Source organism: Rhodococcus indonesiensis (genome assembly GCF_047782815.1).
Lineage (GTDB): Bacteria > Actinomycetota > Actinomycetes > Mycobacteriales > Mycobacteriaceae > Rhodococcus > Rhodococcus indonesiensis.
Genome location: NZ_CP180630.1, coordinates 503,099 through 518,426, shown reverse-complemented (window position 1 = coordinate 518,426; position 15,328 = coordinate 503,099). Strand labels below are relative to the sequence as shown.

The following is a 15,328-nucleotide window of genomic DNA, read 5'->3' as shown; positions in this document are numbered from 1 at the left end:
TGTATTCAGAAAAGGGTGTATCGGGGGACGGCCGCGAAGCGCGGTGCCGGACGTCGCACCGCCACTAGACTCGGCGGCCACATGCCGACCGCAGCCGAGGACGGGTGATGGACACTCTCGCGCGTTACGTCGAACTGTTCGTGCCGATGCTCTGGCTCGGAATGGTGCTCGCCATCTCCTTCCTGGAAGCGCCCTTGAAGTTCCGGGCACCGGGGATCACGGTCCCGCTCGGGCTCGGCATCGGCCGCCTGGTGTTCCGGGCCCTGAACACGGTCGAGGTCGTTCTCGCCGTCGTGCTGATCGTCGCGTGCCTGATCCTCCCGCCGGGCACGGCGGGCTGGGTGCTGCTGCTGGTGACCGTGACCGTGCTGGTGGTGCAGGTGGCGGTGATCCGGCCGCCGCTGACACGCCGATCGAACCGCATCCTCGCCGGCGAGGATGCACCCCGCTCGAAGGTGCACTACGCCTACGTGGCGCTCGAAGTCGTCAAGGTCGCCCTGCTGATCGCGCTGGCGATCGTTCTGGCGCGCACGTTCGTCTGACCGGACCCGGCGCACCGGGCTCGACGCTCTGCCCGATCAGCGCGTGTCCTCGGCGCGGTGCACCTCTGCCCGGTCGGCGGGCCGATCCTTCGTCGTCACCTCCGGGTCGTGTCGGCTCACCCGGCGGGCCGCTCCTCGGTCGGCGACGTCGTGGCGCCACCCGGGGTCTCGGAGGACTCCGCCGACTTACGGGCCTCGTCGGCCACCGGCCGTCCGGCACCCCCGGTGCTCGCCTCTCCCCTGTCGTCCGGTGCGGGACGGACATCCCCGTGCTCCGTCCGCCCCTCGTAGGGCGGGACGACCGCGTCCGCGTCCCCGACCGTCGTGGTGTGCCCGGGGCGGTGCGACTCCGCGTCGCCAGGTTCGGCAGAGATCATCTCGTCGTCCTCGAACGCGCCGGCGGGACGGTCCGCGGGCCCTCCTCCGGGGCCGGTGGAGCCCAAATCGCGCGAGCCGGGGGCACCCCGCTCCGACTGCGGTTCCTCTTGCCTTCCGGTTCCGTCGTTCATCGTTTCTCCTCGGGGATTCGAGCATTCCGACGAATGGACCCCCTCGCTCCATCCGAGCACGCGGCGCCGCGTTTGTCGACAGCCGATCTCGCCGGGAGACGGCAGTAGGCCCGACCGCGGACCGCCCCGCACGAAGGTCCCGGCGGAACCGGACGAACCGGCCCGACGGCCGAAAGCCTGTTCAGTTGTTCAGGTGGGCAGCTAGAATCGCGTGGACGCATCCTCACGTCTCGGAGGTTCTTCCGATGGACGTCGTAGCCATGCACATGAGCGACGGTCTACTCGACGCGCGGACCTCCCTGCTGTTCTTGGTCGTCGCCGCGCTCGGCCTCGCGGTGGCGCTCCGCAAGGCCCGGTCCGAGCTCGACGAGCGCACCGCTCCCCTGGCCGGCCTCGTCGCGGCGTTCGTCTTCGCCCTGCAGATGATCAACTTCCCGGTCCTGCCGGGAGTGAGCGGGCACGTACTCGGCGGCGCGCTCGCCGCCGTCCTGGTCGGTCCCGCGACCGCTGCTCTGTGCCTGACGGTCGTCCTGGTCGTGCAGTCACTGCTCTTCGCCGACGGCGGTCTCACCGCCCTCGGCGCCAACGTCACCAACATGGCCCTGCTCGGCGTCGTCGCCGGGTACGGCACGGCCGTGGCGCTGCGTCCACTGCTGCGCCGGTACCCGTCCGGACCGGCCCTCGGCGTGATCTCTTTCGGCGCAGCGCTGGTCGCGACTGTCGCAGCGGCAACCGGGTTCCTGGTCGAGTACGCGGTCGGCGGCACCGCCGGGTCTGCCGGCACCGTCGCTGCGTTTCTGCTCGGCACCCACGTACTCATCGGCGCCGGTGAAGGACTCGTCACCGCCGTCACCGTCGTCGCGGTGGCCCGGGCGCGGCCCGACCTCGTCTATCTGTTCCGCCAGCTGCGGCAGCCGACCCGGGCACCGGCATGACGCGCCGGCGTGTGTCGATCCTGTTCGCGGTGGCGGCGTTCCTGTGCGCGGGGGTGCTGTCGTACCTTGCCGATTCGAGCCCCGACGGACTCGAGGCCGCAACCGCGCGGGGATGTGCCGTGGCCGAAGTCGACGGTAGCACCGTCATGACCGGGGAATGCCCGGCGAGTGAGGCCGCGGATCATCCGTGGGACACGGGACCGCTGGCCGGCTACACGGTAGCCGGTCACACCGGAGCCACCGGCGTAGCCGGGGTTCTCGGCGTCGCCGCGACGACGGTGGTTGCCACAATACTGTTCCGTCTCCTCGTCCGCCGACGGGGCGCATCCGGGAACCCTCCGGGACCGCAGCCGTGACCACCGCGCTGCCGATCGGGCCTGCACGCGCGACGACTGCTGTGCACCGTCTGCCCACCGAGGTGAAGATCGTCGCCGCAACGACATTCGTCTTCGCCGTTGTCGCCACTCCGCGCGAGGCGATGTGGGCATTCGCCCTCCATTTCGCGGTCGTCGCGGTGATCTGTGTACTCGCCGGGATCCGCTGCGCCTGGCTGGCGCCGCGCATGTCGATCGAGGCACCGTTCGTCGTGCTCGCCGTCCTGCTCCCCTTCGCCGAGGCGGGCGAGCGGGTCGGCGTCCTGGGGGTCTCGCTGTCGGTTCCAGGCCTGTATGCGGCGTGGGGCATTCTGGTCAAGGGCACCCTCGGGGTGCTCGTCTCCCTCGTCCTCGCGGCCACCACCCCGGCCCAGGACCTGCCCGCCGGTTTGGCCCGCCTCCGGGTTCCACCACTGATCACGACGGTAGCGGTGCTCATGCTGCGTTACCTCGAACTGCTTGCTGCCGAGGCAAACCGAATGCACCGTGCCCGGATCTCCCGTGGTGACGACCCACGCACCCTCCACCGCATCGGAGCGACGGCCCGGGGAATCGGGGGGCTGTTCGTCCGCGCCTACGAGCGCGGTGAGCGGGTGCATCTGGCCATGATCTCCCGCGGATTCACCGGCGCCGTCCCGATCTTCGGTCCTCCCGCCACCGCAGTGGCCTGGGCCGTGGGCCTGCTGCCGGCCGTCGCCGCCGGTGCCGTGTGCGCCGCTGCCTGGGTGACGGCATGACCCCGGAACCGGCCGTGCTGCTGACGGGGGTACGGCACGTCCACCCCGACGGGCACTGCGCCCTCGACGGCATCGACCTCGCCGTCACCGCCGGTGAGCGGGTCGCGGTCCTCGGCCCGAACGGCGCCGGCAAGACCACCCTGATGCTGCACCTGAACGGCGTACTGACCCCGTCGTCGGGGACCGTCCGGATCGGCGGGCTGCCGGTCGGGCGTAACACCCTGCGTGAGATCCGGCGTCGAGTCGGACTGGTGTTCCAGGATCCCGACGATCAGTTGTTCATGCCGACCGTCGCACAGGACGTTGCGTTCGGGCCCGCCAACTTCGGCGTTCCCGCAAAAGAACTCGACACCCGGGTTCGCGAGGCCCTCGAGACGGTCGGCATGACCGAGCACGCCGACCGCAACACTGCGCACCTGTCCGCGGGGCAGCGTCGCCGGGTCGCCCTCGCCACCGTGCTGGCGTGCCGGCCAGACGTTCTGGTCCTGGACGAGCCGTCCACAGACCTCGATCCCGTCGCCCGGCGGGAACTGGCCGAGGTCCTCCTCGGCATCGACGCCACCCTGCTGCTGGTCACCCACGACCTGCCGTACGCCGCGCAGGTGTGCGGCCGGGCCGTGATCGTGAGCGACGGACGACTCGTCGCGGACGGTCCGATCGCCACCCTGCTCGCCGACACGGACCTGCTCACCGCGAACCGGCTGGAACTACCGTGGGGTTTCACCCTGCCCCAGACCGACCCGCGCTGAGTGCCGTCACCCCGCGGCGAGCCGGCCGTTGGTACGGTCGAGCTGCCGCACCGTCGCGGCCTCCAGCCGTCCCACCTCCTCCTCCCGGAGCCGGTCGCACAAGAAATCCCAGTGCAGCGCAACATGTTCTCCGAGCCGCAGCCCCGGCACGAACACCCCCGCACCGGTGCGGCGCCGGACCGTCTCGGCGCGTTCCGTGCCGAGACGCAGGCGGGCACCGTCGAACTCGAGCCGGCGGCTGCGCACCGTCGCCGTGTCGGGGCCGACGTCGACGACGGTGCCCCAGCGGATCCGGCAGGAATCGAGAACCTGCACCGGCTGGGGCATCCCGGTCGTCAGCAGTCGCGACCACGGGTACACCCCCAGCACGTGGAATGCGTGCGTCGGCGCGGCCTCGGCAATCAGTTCGGGTGTCAGGTGAGTCCAGTAGTGCCCCGCCTGCGTGCCCAACCGCTCGAGCAGCCGGGTCCCGAACTCCACCGGGTCGATCCGGTCCGTCAGGGCGTTGCCCGTCCAGTAGGCGCGCACCACCTCTGCGTCGAGGGGGTCGCTCCGGCCGGCCAGGGCCGCGATCAGCTCCTGATAGGGCCACGCTCCGGTGAACCGCCGGGCGGCGGCCACGACCGCCGCGCCGTCGCCGTGCCCACATGCGGCCGCCTCGAGGGCCGCCGCCCCTGCCGGGCCGCAATAACCGAGCGCGTTCGGCGCATGGGCGTAGCGGGCGAAGAGCACCTGCCCCTCCGTCACCACTGCCACCGCCACCGATCAGGCCGTTCCGCGTTGCCCCACCAGCGCCGCGGTGTCCCGGTGCAGCCGGCCGAAGTTGTAGTAGGCCGCACATGCCCCTTCCGGCGACACCATGCAGGTGCCGATGGGTGTCTCCGGCGTGCACGCCGTGCCGAAGACTTTGCATTCCCACGGTTTGATGACGCCCTTGAGCACTTCGCCGCACTGACACGCCTTCGGGTCGGCGACGCGCAGGCCGGGCATCGAGAACCGCTGCTCGGCGTCGAAGTCCGCATAGTCGGGATGGATGCCGAGCGCACTCTGCGAGATGAATCCGAGTCCCCGCCACTCGAAGTGCGGCCGCAGCGCGAACGTCTGCGCCAGCAGCCGCAGTGCCTGCACGTTGCCCTCGGGCCGCACCACCCGGCTGTACTGGTTCTCCACCTCGCATCGGCCTTCCCGGATCTGCCGCAGCAGCATGTGCACGGAGGCAAGTATGTCGAGCGGCTCGAATCCGGCCACCACGATCGGTTTTCCGTACACGGCGGGGACGAAGCGATAGGGACGCAGTCCCACCACCGTCGACACGTGACCCGGTCCGAGAAATCCCGAGAGCCGCAGATCCGGCGACTCGAGGATCGCCTTGATGGGCGGCACGATTGTCACGTGATTGCAGAACACCGTGAAGTTGCTCAGGCCGAGTTGTCTCGCCCGCACGAGCGTCACCGCCGTGGACGGAGCGGTGGTCTCGAATCCGACGGCGAAGAACACCACATGCCGGTCCGGGTGGTCCACCGCGATCTTCAGGGCGTCCAGTGGGGAATACACGAATCGGACGTCGGCGCCGCGGGCCTTGGCCTCGAGCAGGTTTCCGCGCGAGCCGGGCACCCGCATCATGTCCCCGAACGTCGTGAACACCACGTTCGGTTGCTCGGCCAACCACATGGCGTCGTCGATGCGGCCCATGGGGATCACGCACACAGGACAGCCGGGGCCGTGCACCAACTCCACCGACGCGGGCAGCAGGTGTTCGATGCCGTGCCGGTAGATGGTGTGGGTGTGGCCGCCGCACACCTCCATGAACTTGAACTCGTCCCCGGCGGCGAGGTCGGTGATCGAGGCCACCAGGGCGCGCGCCGCGGCGGGGTCGCGGAACTCGTCGACGAATTTCATGATCCTGCTCCGCCTTTCATCCGGTGCTCAGGCGATCTCGGACGCACTGAAGGCTTCGATCTCGTTGACGTAGTCGGCGCCCATCTTGCGCACCTGCTCGAGGGTCAGCTTCGCCTCGTCCTCGTCGATCCGGGCCATCGCGAAGCCGACGTGCACCAGCACCCAGTCCCCGACCTGCAGGCCGGTGCCGGCGAGCAGCCGGACGCTGATTGCGCGCTGCACGCCGTTGACGTCCACCTTCGCCAGATCCTGGGCGGGGTCGACCATGTCGACCACCCGGCCGGGAATTCCCAGGCACATTACGTCTCTCCTCACCTCAGCAGATCCGGGGCAGCGGGTCGCCCACGAGCATGTCCACGATCCGGCTGCCCCCGAACGCGGTACGCAACGCGACGACGCCCTCCGGTTCGGCCAGGATCTCCCCGATCTCCGCGGCGTCGCCGCCGCCGGGGCACGCCCGCAGTGCGGCGAGGGCGGCGTCCGCCTCGTCCGGGGCGACGACCGCGACGAACTTGCCCTCGTTGGCGACGTACAGCGGGTCGATACCGAGCATGTCGCACGCCCCGGTGACCGTCGGCCGGATCGGCAGCGCGGCCTCGTCGAGCACCACCGCCAGCCCGGTGGCCTGCGCAAGCTCGTTGCAGACGGTGCCGACGCCACCGCGGGTGGGGTCGCGCATCCACCGGGTCGACGGCGCGGCCGCGAGCAGGGCCGCCACCATCTCGTGCACCGGCGCCGTGTCGGAGGCGATATCCGCTTCGATCGCCAGGTCGCCGCGAGCCAGCAGCACCGCCATGCCGTGATCGCCGAGCGTTCCGGAGATCAGCACCCGGTCGCCGGGGCGCACCAGGTCGGGTCCGAGGCGGCGCCCTGCGGGTACCAGGCCGACCCCGGCGGTGCTGATGTAGAGCCCGTCGGCGGCGCCCCGGCCCACCACCTTGGTGTCGCCGGTGACGATCTCGACCCCGGACCGGGTGGCGGCCGCAGCCATGTCGGCGACGATCTCGCGCAGCCGCGCGATCTCGAAGCCCTCCTCGATGACGAACGCCGCGGACAGCCACCGCGGCCGCGCGCCCGACACGGCGAGGTCGTTGACCGTGCCGTGCACGGCCAGGTGCCCGATCGAGCCGCCCGGAAACGACAGCGGCTTGACGACGAACGAGTCGGTGGAGAACGACAGTCTCTCCGCTGCGTCGAGGCGCACGGTGGCGGCGTCGCCGAGCTGCTCGAGTTCGGTGTTGCGGAAGGCATCGACGAACACCGAATCCACCAGTGCTGCGGAGGCCTTGCCTCCAGCGCCGTGCGAGAGCGAGATCACCGTGTCGCGTAGGCGCGGCCGGCGCCGCCGGAACTCCTCGATCCGTTCGAGGACCCGGTCCTCGCGTTCGGCCGATGTGCTCACCGTCCGCCTCCTGTCGCCGATTCCGCGCGCGCCAGGTGTTCCTGCGCGGCCGACCACAGCCGATACCCGATCAGGGCATGGCTCTCCTGGATCCGGTGGATGCTCTGCGAGCGGATCGTGAAGCAGAAGTCCAGATCGTCGGTGGCGGCCATCCGGCCGCCGTCGTGCCCGGCGAATCCGATGGTGAGCAGTCCCCGCCGCCGCGCCTCCGCCAGCGCCGTCATCAGGTCGTCGGAGTTGCCGGAGGTGGACAGGGCGATCGCGACGTCGTCGCCGTGCGCGTGCGCGATGATCTGCCGCGAGAAGATCAGCTCGAACCCGACGTCGTTGCCGAGCGCCGTCACCACTGCCTGATCCGCGGCGAGCGACCAGGCCGGCACCGGCCGTCCCCGGGCCGGCCGGCTGAACAGCGTCGCCAGGGTCGCCGCGTCGGTGGAGCTGCCGCCGTTGCCGAAGGTGTAGAGCCGGCCGCCGCGGGCGAAGCGCTCGGCCATGCGCCGGCCCGCCGCGACGAGGTCCTCGCCCCATTCTTCGAGCGACGCCCGTTGCAGACGCGCGCTGTCGGCCGCCTTGCCGCGGGCCGACGCCGCAAGATCGCGCAACAGGGTGGTGGCGTCGTGCTCCTGCGCGTCGATGAACGGGTACAGGAAGTCGGTGTCGTCCGGTTCGGTGCTCACAGCCGTCCCCCCTCGTCGAGCTCCCCAGCATCGAGTTCCCGCGCGTCGAGTCTGGTGATGGCGACGCCGCCGTGCACCAGCACCAGATCACCGGGCTCGACGTCGCCGAGGAGGGAGACGTCGACCCGCTCCCGGCCGGCCGCGGTCCGCACCGGCGCGGCGCCGGTGTCGTCGGCCGGCCACACCACCTCACCGAGCCGGCCCTCGTCGCTGCAGGTCACGCACACCTCGTCGGTGCAGCCCGGATCGGTGAGCAGACCGGGATGCTCGAAGCACACGTGCGTCAGCTCCCACAGCAGGTGGTACAGCAGCACGAATCGCCCGGTGGCGGGCACCATCGGATCGTCCGAGTCCACCCACAGCACATGAGTGGCCGCACCGGGCGCGGGCCGCGGACCGGCCCCGATCCAGATGGTGTCGGTGCCCCACGCGGGTGCGCGCCGGGCGATCTCGCGCACGGCCGGCTGATCTGCGGAGGCGACCGCCAGGATCACGTCGCCGGGGCGGGCGGCGACCCGGCACTGGGCGACCGGGTCCGGCTCCACGAGCGACACCGACGGCAATGCCCGTTTCCCCATGATCACGGGGTGCACGAACTCGACCGCCACGTGATGGGCGTGTGGCTCCCACTGCGGGGACACCACCCACAGGGTCGCCCCGGCATGGAACCGGCGGGCCAGGCCCAGCGCCGTCGCGGCGAGGTCGGCAGCGAGTTCCGCGCCGATCGGCTCGGTGTCGTGTGTCGATGTCATCGCGCTCGTCCCGTCCCGGCAGGGTCCACGGCCCGGCTGTGTGCGAACGCGGCGGCGAGCGCCGCCTGCCCCAGCGACAGGCCACCGTCGTTCGGTGGCACCCGCCTGTGTGTCAGCACTTCGAACCCTCTGTCCTGCAGCATAGTTCGCATCATGTCCAGCAGGAGCCGATTCTGGAACACGCCGCCCGTCAAGCCGATGGTGCGTACCTCCGCCGCGTCAGCGATCCGGGCCGCCAGCCGCACTGTTGCCGATGCCAGCGCACGGTGGAAGCCTGCCGCGAGGTCCGCGGCCGGGATCCCGAGCCGGACGCCGGCGACGAGGCAGGCCAGCGTGCCGGCCCAATCCAGCTCGTTCCCGCGCAGCGACGAATGCATCGGCGCGGCATCCGTGGCGGTACGCGCCAGCACCTCGAGTTCGATCGCAGCCTGCGCCTCGTAGCTGATCCGGTGCCGCACCCCCAGCACGGAGGCCACCGCGTCGAACAGCCGGCCGGCGCTGGTGGTGCGCACGCAGCCGACGCCCGACGCCAGCTGCGAGTCCACCACGGCGCGTTCGGCGGCACCGAGCGCCCTCACGCACGGCAGGTCCTCGATCTCCTCGATGCCGGCCTCCCGCAGCACGGCCAGCGCGACCCGGGCCGGAGTGCGCACGGCGACGTCGCCGCCGGGCAGCGGGAACGAACGCAGGTGCCCGGCGCGCCGGGCGTCGCGGGGATCCGCTCCCACCAGCAGCAGTTCCCCGCCCCAGACGGTGCGGTCGCAGCCGTACCCGGTGCCGTCGAACGCGATCCCCAGCACGGGGGTACCGAGCCGGTGATGCTCGGCGAGCAGAGACGCGACGTGCGCGTGGTGGTGTTGCACTGTGCGCAGCTCGACGTCGTGATCCTCGCAGTAGCGTTCGGCCCACTCCCGGGTCGCGTAGCCGGGATGGGCGTCGGCCACCACCACCTCGGGGGTGACGCGGTGCAGCGCGATCAGCTGCGCGACCGACGCCTCGAAGGCGCGACGGCTCTCCACCGTGCCCATGTCCCCGAGATGCGCCGAACAGAAGGCATAGTCCTGCCGGGTCAGGCAGAAGGTGTTCTTCACCTCGCCGCCGACAGCGAGGACCACCGGCGCCGCACCACCGAGCAGCACCGGCATCGGCGCAAATCCCCGGGAGCGCCGCAGCGGCAGTTCGACGCCGTCGGCGACCGCGACCACCGAGTCCTCGCACGGCACCGCGATGTCCCGGTCGTGCATCAGGAACAGATCGGCCATGCCGCCGAGCCGGGCCACGGCATCGTCGTTGCGGAAGCAGAGGGGCTCGCCGGACAGGTTTCCCGACGTCGCCACCAGCAGCCGCGGCACGGGGTTCTCGTGCCCGGGTACCGGCGCGAACAGCAGATGGTGCAGCGGGGTGTACGGCAGCATCACCCCGAGCTCGTCGAGCCCGGGTGCCACCGCGTCGGCGACGGCCGCGCCGGGACGGGACCGCAGCAACACGATCGGCCGGGCCGGCGCGGTGAGCGCTGCCCGCTCGGCCGCGGACGTCCGGCACACCGCCGCGACGGCCGCCACGTCCGGAGCCATTACGGCGAACGGCTTGTCCGGACGGTGTTTCCGCTCCCGCAGTCGGTTCACCGCGGCGGGGTTCGTGGCATCGCACACGAGATGGAAGCCGCCGAGTCCCTTGACCGCCACGATGTCCCCGGCGGCGAGCGCCGCCTGCACCGTGGCCAGCACCTCCGCGTCTCCGTCGACTCGGCGGTCGCCGCGGACGGCGAAGATCCGCGGGCCGCAGTCCGGGCAGCAGATCGGCTGGGCATGATAGCGGCGGTCCGTCGGATCGGTGTATTCGTGGGCGCAGCTCGGGCACATGGGGAACCGGGCCATGGTCGTCGCCGGCCGGTCGTACGGCAGGTCGGTGATCACCGTGTAGCGGGGCCCGCAGTGGGTGCAGTTGACGAAGGGATGCCGGTAGCGCCGGTCGGCGGGATCGTTCAACTCACGCAGGCAGTCGGCGCAGGTCGCCACGTCCGGCGGAATCAGGGTGCGCGCCCCGTCGGCGTGGTGACTCTCGACGATGCGGAAGTCGTCCTCGCCGAGAGGCATTCGCGGCACGGCGGTCACATCGACGAGCACGGCGAGCGGCGGTGCGTCGCCGCGCAGGCGGCGGGTGAACTCGTCCAGATCCGCGGCGGCACCCTCGACCTCGAGGAACACCCCGGAGTCGTCGTTGCCGCAGTACCCGCCCAGGCGCAACTCGCGGGCCAACCCGGCGACGAACGGCCGGAATCCGACGCCCTGCACCACACCCCGCACCACCAGACGCCGGCGCTCGGCCACGGGGTTCACGGCGCCGCTCCCGGTTCGTCCCGGGGCCGTCCCATCAGTTCGAGCCCCTGCATCGCGCGCCGCGCGCCGGCCTCGTCGACCCGCTCCATCGCGAAGCCCATGTGGATGACGATCCAGTCGCCGGGCGCGAGGTCGGGGTCGTCGAGCATGCCGACGTTCACCTTGCGCTCCTCGCCGGCCACGTCGACGAGGGCGAGCTGCCCGGCGTAACCGTCGAGCCGCCGGATCACCCGTCCCGGGATGCCGAGGCACACCGCTCAGCCCTCGTTCCCGGCGACCGCGGCTCCCGCCGGCTGCGCCTCCGCACGCAGGCGGCGCACGGTGCGGAGGACGGCATCGACGGCCGGGCCGACGGCCGCGGCCACCGGCGGAGACAGCCCGATGCCCTCCTCGACCGCCGCCACCTGGCAGCCCACCACCACGGTAGGGGGCGCCTGCCCGCCGAGCGCCGCGAGGCTCGCGAACACCGCGGCCGGGTCCATGCCGTGCGCGTCGAGGCCCACCGGACCCCGCGTGGCGGTGTCGGCTTCGAAGACCCGCACGGCACCCGGCTCGCCGGCGCCGGGCACGGCGTCGACGAGCACGAGCGCGTCCCACCCGTCGAGCAGGTCGTAGGCCAGGTGCATGCCGCGGATCCCGTAGTCCACCACCCTGGTTCCGGGTGTGTCGGCCGGGACCCGCCGCACCACCTCGGGGCCGAAGCCGTCGTCGCCGAGGAAGATGTTGCCGATGCCCGCCACCAGGATCCGCACCACGTCACATCCTGCGCATCCGCAGGTACCGCTGGATGTCCGGCAGCGACTGCACCGTCACGACCACACCGCCGATCACCGCGGCGGCCAGTGCCGCAGTGGTCAGCATTCCGATGAATCTCATAGCTCCTCTTTCCTCCCGAGCGGTTCGAGTTCGTCGGGCGCGAAGTACAGGTAGCGCCCGTACCAGTCGTGCAGGTCCGCGGCCGGATCGTCGACGAGGACGACCCCGACATGGGTCTCGCCGTCGACGTCGGCGTGCACGGTGGCCACGCGCGCCACCCGGTCCCGGAAGAACAGGTCCTGCGCGTCGGCCCGGCGCGACGGGTGCAGCCGCACCAGGCTGCCCTGCGCGACCCGGACCCCGCCGACCAGCACCCCGTCCGTTTCGGGCCGGACGCTGGTGTCCGCCTCGGGGGTCCACCAGTCGACGCCGTCGGGCAGTTCGGGAATCAGCCCGCCCTCGCGGTGCGGGTCCCGCAGGATCCCGTGCAGGGCCTGCATCTCGGCGGGGGTCATCGTCTCGCAGCGTTCGACGATCTGCGCGGCCCGCGGATCGGTGGCCCGCGCCTCGGCCTTCTCCTCGTCGGTCAGGGTCAGCACCCGCAGGGTGAGGATCTCGTCGATCTCGGTGGCGTCGAACAGATCCCCGCCGCTCTGCTCGGCGACCTGCGGATGGTCGTACAGGATGATCGGGGACACCAGCAGCGTGGCTGCCTCGCCGGGCACGGCGGGGTCGGCGTCGCCGACGAGGACCGGGAAACAGCGGGTATGTGCGCACTCGTCCACGAGGCCGGCGACGTCGGCGGGCGGCTCGAGGAGCGAGACGAATCGCCCGCCGCGCGCGGCGAGGATCAGATGCGCGCCGATCAGCGACCGTCGCAGCGCGTCGGCGGTGTCCACGGGCGGGTCGCCGGTGTTCTCGACGGCGAGGTCCAGGCGCATCGGCGAATCGACTCCGGTGGACGCAGTTGCCTCCACGCGGACGACGGCGTGCACCGGCCGTCGCGTGCGTACCACCCGGCCGGTGACCGCACCGTCCGCGGCGGTGAGCGGTTCGACGTCCGTGCCGCCGGGGACGGCGACCGGAACCGTGTGTGGGGCGGTGAATTCGCCGACCGGCATCGGCCCGAGGGGAATCTCGCATTCCACGGCCTCGTCCCACCCGATCCACGAGCGGCCCGCGACGGTCAGTTCGGGCACGGTGACGTAGTCGTCGCCGTCGCGGCGCTGCACCGTCCGGGTCTGCAGTTGCAGGAACCGCACGACCACGTCGATCGTGGCGTCGGCGCGCAGGGGGCGCAGCACACACTGCGTGGCCAGCGCCGGCTCCTCACCGATCCCGGCGGCGGCGGCGCCGGGCGGACCGAGCACACCGAACTGCCAGCGGGAGTGGTTCTTACGGGAACTCGCCCGATACGGATACAGCAGGTAGCCCTCGTACAGCACAGCGTCGGCCACGGCCCGCACCCGATCGGCCTGCCTCTGTACGGTCACGACGCCGCCTCCCCCGCCCCGGTCGCCGCGGCCGGCCTCGCCTCGGCCGCGACGAGCAGTTCGGTGACCGCCGCGTCGAGATCGGTGTGCCCGTGCGCCACCTTGTACCGGGTCAGCGCGGCCAGCGTGTCGTGTCCCATGCGGGCGAACCCGGTGCCGGGGAAGTGGCTGCGGATCATCTCGTGCCACACCGTGACCGGCAGGTCGTAGCGGGCCTCGCGGTCCCACGGCACCGGCTCGACGGCCACCCCACCGTCGCCGCGGCCGAACACCGTTCCGCTGAACAGCAGCAGCAGCGGCACCGCGCCGTCGCCGAGGGCGTGCAGATACCGGGCGGCCGCGACCTCGAAGTCGTACGTGCAAGGTAGCGGTAGTGCCGTCTCGCACTCGCCGACGAAGCCCGGCACCATCGTGGAGGTCTGCAACCACGCGAACGAGGAGAGGGTGCTGCCCCACCGGTCGCGCGTGCCGAACAGGTCTCCCAACGCGGCCTCGGCGTCCGGACCGTAGCGTCGGCGTGCCGGTTCCAGGCGCACCTGGCAGCGCAGCGCCACGCTGTGCACCGGCGCACCCGTGGTTTCCCGGATCCGGAGGCGCGCGGTGAGGCTCGGGGTGGCGGCATACGGTTCGGGAGCGATGTCGACGACCGTGAAGTCCAGGGCGGTCACGTCTGCCTCCTCCCCGGGACGGGCCGGCTCCGCCGGGCGACCTCCGCGAAGAAGGCGTCGAGCTCGGCACGGGCCTCGGTGCCGCCGTCGAAGCCGCGCCAGACCTGTCGCAGCCGGCCGACCAGCGCGTAGCAGGCATCGATGGGTACCAGATGACAGACGGCGGCGGCCCGTCGCGGAACCCGCACGATCAGCGCCTCCACGTCCGGCAGCGGGGGCACGAGCGACGGGTTGCCGCCGCACAGCGCCTCCCAGGCGTCGAGCGGCAGTTCCGATTCCGTCGCGCCGGCCGGGCCGGGATAGAACGCGACGGTCCGGTCCAGGGACGAATTCCGGAAGAAGAACGCCAGGTTCACCGGGATCTCGAGGCTTTCCCAAGCGCCGGCGGTGAGCGCGAACTCCGGGAAGGACAGGTACCGCTCCGGCACCGCCCGGTAGCGCAGTCCCGCCCCGGGGTCGGTGAACAGCAGACAGCAGGCCCGGCATACGCACATCAGCTGGCGTGCCTGCACGTCGACGACGTGCCCGTGCCCGTCGTCGATGCCCACGGCGCACATCTCGCAGCGCTCCCCCTTCGGCCGGGGTGCGGCGATACGCTGCAGGACCTCGAAGGGGGACGGCATCACGCCACCCCGGCGGGCACGGCCACCGACAGCACCCCGTCCCGCACCAGCACCGGCACCGGTTCGAGGTGTTCCTCGCCCCCGTCGAGCCGGACCCCGGCAGCGCGCACGTCGAAGTGCGCCGCACAGGTCGGGCACCGCAGCACCGCCGCGTCCGTGCCGGCCCCGGCTCGCCGGTGCAGCGTCGCGCCGGCGAACGCACGAGTGCAGACCGGGCACCGGTCCCGGTAGGCGAGGAGCTCACCGTCGACGCGGCACACCAGGACCGGCAGTCCGGCGACGACGAAGCCGCCGACCTCCCCTTCCGGTATCTCGTCGAGTTCTGGCGCCGCACACCATGTTCCACGAACATCGGTATGCACTCGGGTGAACAGTGCCGCCGCCGGGATGAGTCCTTGCCCCGTGGAGTCGGCGGTCTCGACCTCGAGCTCGGTGATCTCCGGCGCCGCCGCCCGCACCGCCTCCTGCACGGCCAGCTCCAGGGTCACCGCCGACGACGGGCATCCGTGGCAGCTGCCGAGCAGACGCAACCGGACCACGTCGTCGCGGATCGCGACCAGCTCGACGTCCCCGCCGTGGGACCCGAGGTACGGGCGCACCCCGTCCAGTGCCGTGCGCACCCGGGTCTCCACGTCGTGCGGGTGCAGCCCGTGGACCAGCAGCAGGCTGGCGACCAGATCGTCGCGGGCCAGGTCGTCCATCGCGCCGGGATGCCGGGCGAGCGCCTCGCAGATTCCGGCCAGTCCCGCCCCGTAGAGTCCCATCACCTCCCGGACCAGGTCCTCGGCCCGTTCGCGCGCCGCCGGCCCGGCCGCAGAGCTCGCGTCCAGCAGTGCCTCGATCCGTTCACCCGACTCGCGCCATCGCTCCATC

Annotated in this window: 20 protein-coding genes; 5 read left to right on the top strand and 15 right to left on the bottom strand. The window is 71.8% G+C overall.

From position 1 onward, the window contains the following. The first annotated feature begins 107 nt into the window (after window positions 1–107). Window positions 108–542, top strand: coding sequence for a hypothetical protein (locus ACM26Y_RS02470; protein WP_054373152.1), 435 nt, complete (start codon window positions 108–110; stop codon window positions 540–542). A gap of 116 nt (window positions 543–658) precedes the next feature. Here ACM26Y_RS02470 and ACM26Y_RS02465 read toward each other — a convergent pair whose 3' ends face one another. Then, a complete protein-coding gene (locus tag ACM26Y_RS02465) occupies window positions 659–1,051 on the bottom strand; it encodes a hypothetical protein (protein WP_289377574.1) in 393 nt (130 codons plus the stop codon). Between the two features lie 245 nt (window positions 1,052–1,296). On the opposite strand from ACM26Y_RS02465, the gene ACM26Y_RS02460 reads away from it, so the two are divergent. Genes ACM26Y_RS02460 through ACM26Y_RS02445 form a run of 4 tightly spaced genes read left to right on the top strand, consistent with a single transcriptional unit; the run spans window position 1,297 to window position 3,846 of the window. Continuing rightward, window positions 1,297–1,986 (top strand): energy-coupling factor ABC transporter permease, encoded by a 690-nt coding sequence (locus ACM26Y_RS02460; protein WP_416062561.1) that lies wholly within the window; start codon window positions 1,297–1,299, stop codon window positions 1,984–1,986. Then, window positions 1,983–2,342, top strand: coding sequence for a PDGLE domain-containing protein (locus ACM26Y_RS02455; RefSeq protein WP_416062560.1), 360 nt, complete (start codon window positions 1,983–1,985; stop codon window positions 2,340–2,342). Before ACM26Y_RS02460 ends, ACM26Y_RS02455 begins: the two co-directional genes overlap by 4 nt. Then, entirely contained in the window at window positions 2,339–3,097 is a 759-nt protein-coding gene (cbiQ, locus tag ACM26Y_RS02450) for a cobalt ECF transporter T component CbiQ (RefSeq protein ID WP_416062559.1), read from the top strand. The genes ACM26Y_RS02455 and cbiQ overlap by 4 nt, the downstream gene beginning before the upstream one ends. Continuing rightward, a complete protein-coding gene (locus ACM26Y_RS02445) occupies window positions 3,094–3,846 on the top strand; it encodes an energy-coupling factor ABC transporter ATP-binding protein (protein ID WP_416062558.1) in 753 nt (250 codons plus the stop codon). The genes cbiQ and ACM26Y_RS02445 overlap by 4 nt, the downstream gene beginning before the upstream one ends. A 6-nt stretch (window positions 3,847–3,852) precedes the next feature. On the opposite strand, the gene ACM26Y_RS02440 is transcribed toward ACM26Y_RS02445, so the two are convergent. From ACM26Y_RS02440 to ACM26Y_RS02375, 14 genes are read right to left on the bottom strand one after another with little or no spacing between them, the layout of a single operon-like run. Further along, window positions 3,853–4,593 carry a DUF6390 family protein gene (locus tag ACM26Y_RS02440; protein WP_238586330.1) on the bottom strand — a complete coding sequence of 247 codons (741 nt, stop codon included), beginning with the start codon at window positions 4,591–4,593 and terminating at the stop codon, window positions 3,853–3,855. 18 nt (window positions 4,594–4,611) lie between these two features. Next, the gene (gene hypD / locus ACM26Y_RS02435) at window positions 4,612–5,745 is read right to left on the bottom strand and encodes a hydrogenase formation protein HypD (RefSeq protein WP_416062557.1); all 1,134 of its coding nucleotides are present in this window, start codon (window positions 5,743–5,745) and stop codon (window positions 4,612–4,614) included. Window positions 5,746–5,772: 27 nt separating this feature from the next. Then, complete coding sequence (locus ACM26Y_RS02430) at window positions 5,773–6,045, bottom strand: HypC/HybG/HupF family hydrogenase formation chaperone (RefSeq protein WP_003935313.1); 273 nt, start codon at window positions 6,043–6,045, stop codon at window positions 5,773–5,775. A 16-nt stretch (window positions 6,046–6,061) separates the two neighbouring features. Further along, window positions 6,062–7,147 carry a hydrogenase expression/formation protein HypE gene (hypE, locus tag ACM26Y_RS02425; protein ID WP_416062556.1) on the bottom strand — a complete coding sequence of 362 codons (1,086 nt, stop codon included), beginning with the start codon at window positions 7,145–7,147 and terminating at the stop codon, window positions 6,062–6,064. Continuing rightward, the gene (locus tag ACM26Y_RS02420; protein WP_054373157.1) at window positions 7,144–7,824 is read right to left on the bottom strand and encodes an SIS domain-containing protein; all 681 of its coding nucleotides are present in this window, start codon (window positions 7,822–7,824) and stop codon (window positions 7,144–7,146) included. The genes hypE and ACM26Y_RS02420 overlap by 4 nt, the downstream gene beginning before the upstream one ends. After that, window positions 7,821–8,576 (bottom strand): HypC/HybG/HupF family hydrogenase formation chaperone, encoded by a 756-nt coding sequence (locus ACM26Y_RS02415; RefSeq protein ID WP_289377581.1) that lies wholly within the window; start codon window positions 8,574–8,576, stop codon window positions 7,821–7,823. Before ACM26Y_RS02415 ends, ACM26Y_RS02420 begins: the two co-directional genes overlap by 4 nt. Beyond that, on the bottom strand, window positions 8,573–10,915 hold the full coding sequence (gene hypF, locus ACM26Y_RS02410) for a carbamoyltransferase HypF (protein ID WP_416062555.1): 2,343 nt from the start codon (window positions 10,913–10,915) through the stop codon (window positions 8,573–8,575). The genes ACM26Y_RS02415 and hypF overlap by 4 nt, the downstream gene beginning before the upstream one ends. Next, window positions 10,912–11,169 carry a HypC/HybG/HupF family hydrogenase formation chaperone gene (locus ACM26Y_RS02405; RefSeq protein WP_003935319.1) on the bottom strand — a complete coding sequence of 86 codons (258 nt, stop codon included), beginning with the start codon at window positions 11,167–11,169 and terminating at the stop codon, window positions 10,912–10,914. Before ACM26Y_RS02405 ends, hypF begins: the two co-directional genes overlap by 4 nt. A gap of 3 nt (window positions 11,170–11,172) precedes the next feature. Then, on the bottom strand, window positions 11,173–11,670 hold the full coding sequence (locus ACM26Y_RS02400) for a hydrogenase maturation protease (protein ID WP_416062554.1): 498 nt from the start codon (window positions 11,668–11,670) through the stop codon (window positions 11,173–11,175). Window position 11,671: 1 nt separating this feature from the next. Next, window positions 11,672–11,791 carry a DUF6893 family small protein gene (locus ACM26Y_RS02395; protein ID WP_003935321.1) on the bottom strand — a complete coding sequence of 40 codons (120 nt, stop codon included), beginning with the start codon at window positions 11,789–11,791 and terminating at the stop codon, window positions 11,672–11,674. Then, on the bottom strand, window positions 11,788–13,164 hold the full coding sequence (locus tag ACM26Y_RS02390; RefSeq protein WP_416062553.1) for a hypothetical protein: 1,377 nt from the start codon (window positions 13,162–13,164) through the stop codon (window positions 11,788–11,790). Before ACM26Y_RS02390 ends, ACM26Y_RS02395 begins: the two co-directional genes overlap by 4 nt. Continuing rightward, complete coding sequence (locus tag ACM26Y_RS02385; RefSeq protein WP_371383714.1) at window positions 13,161–13,832, bottom strand: DUF6084 family protein; 672 nt, start codon at window positions 13,830–13,832, stop codon at window positions 13,161–13,163. The genes ACM26Y_RS02390 and ACM26Y_RS02385 overlap by 4 nt, the downstream gene beginning before the upstream one ends. Next, a complete protein-coding gene (locus tag ACM26Y_RS02380; protein ID WP_416062552.1) occupies window positions 13,829–14,455 on the bottom strand; it encodes a DUF5947 family protein in 627 nt (208 codons plus the stop codon). Before ACM26Y_RS02380 ends, ACM26Y_RS02385 begins: the two co-directional genes overlap by 4 nt. Next, window positions 14,455–15,327, bottom strand: a complete 873-nt coding sequence (locus tag ACM26Y_RS02375) for a NifU family protein (RefSeq protein WP_416062551.1) — start codon at window positions 15,325–15,327, stop codon at window positions 14,455–14,457. Before ACM26Y_RS02375 ends, ACM26Y_RS02380 begins: the two co-directional genes overlap by 1 nt. Window position 15,328: the final 1 nt, after the last annotated feature.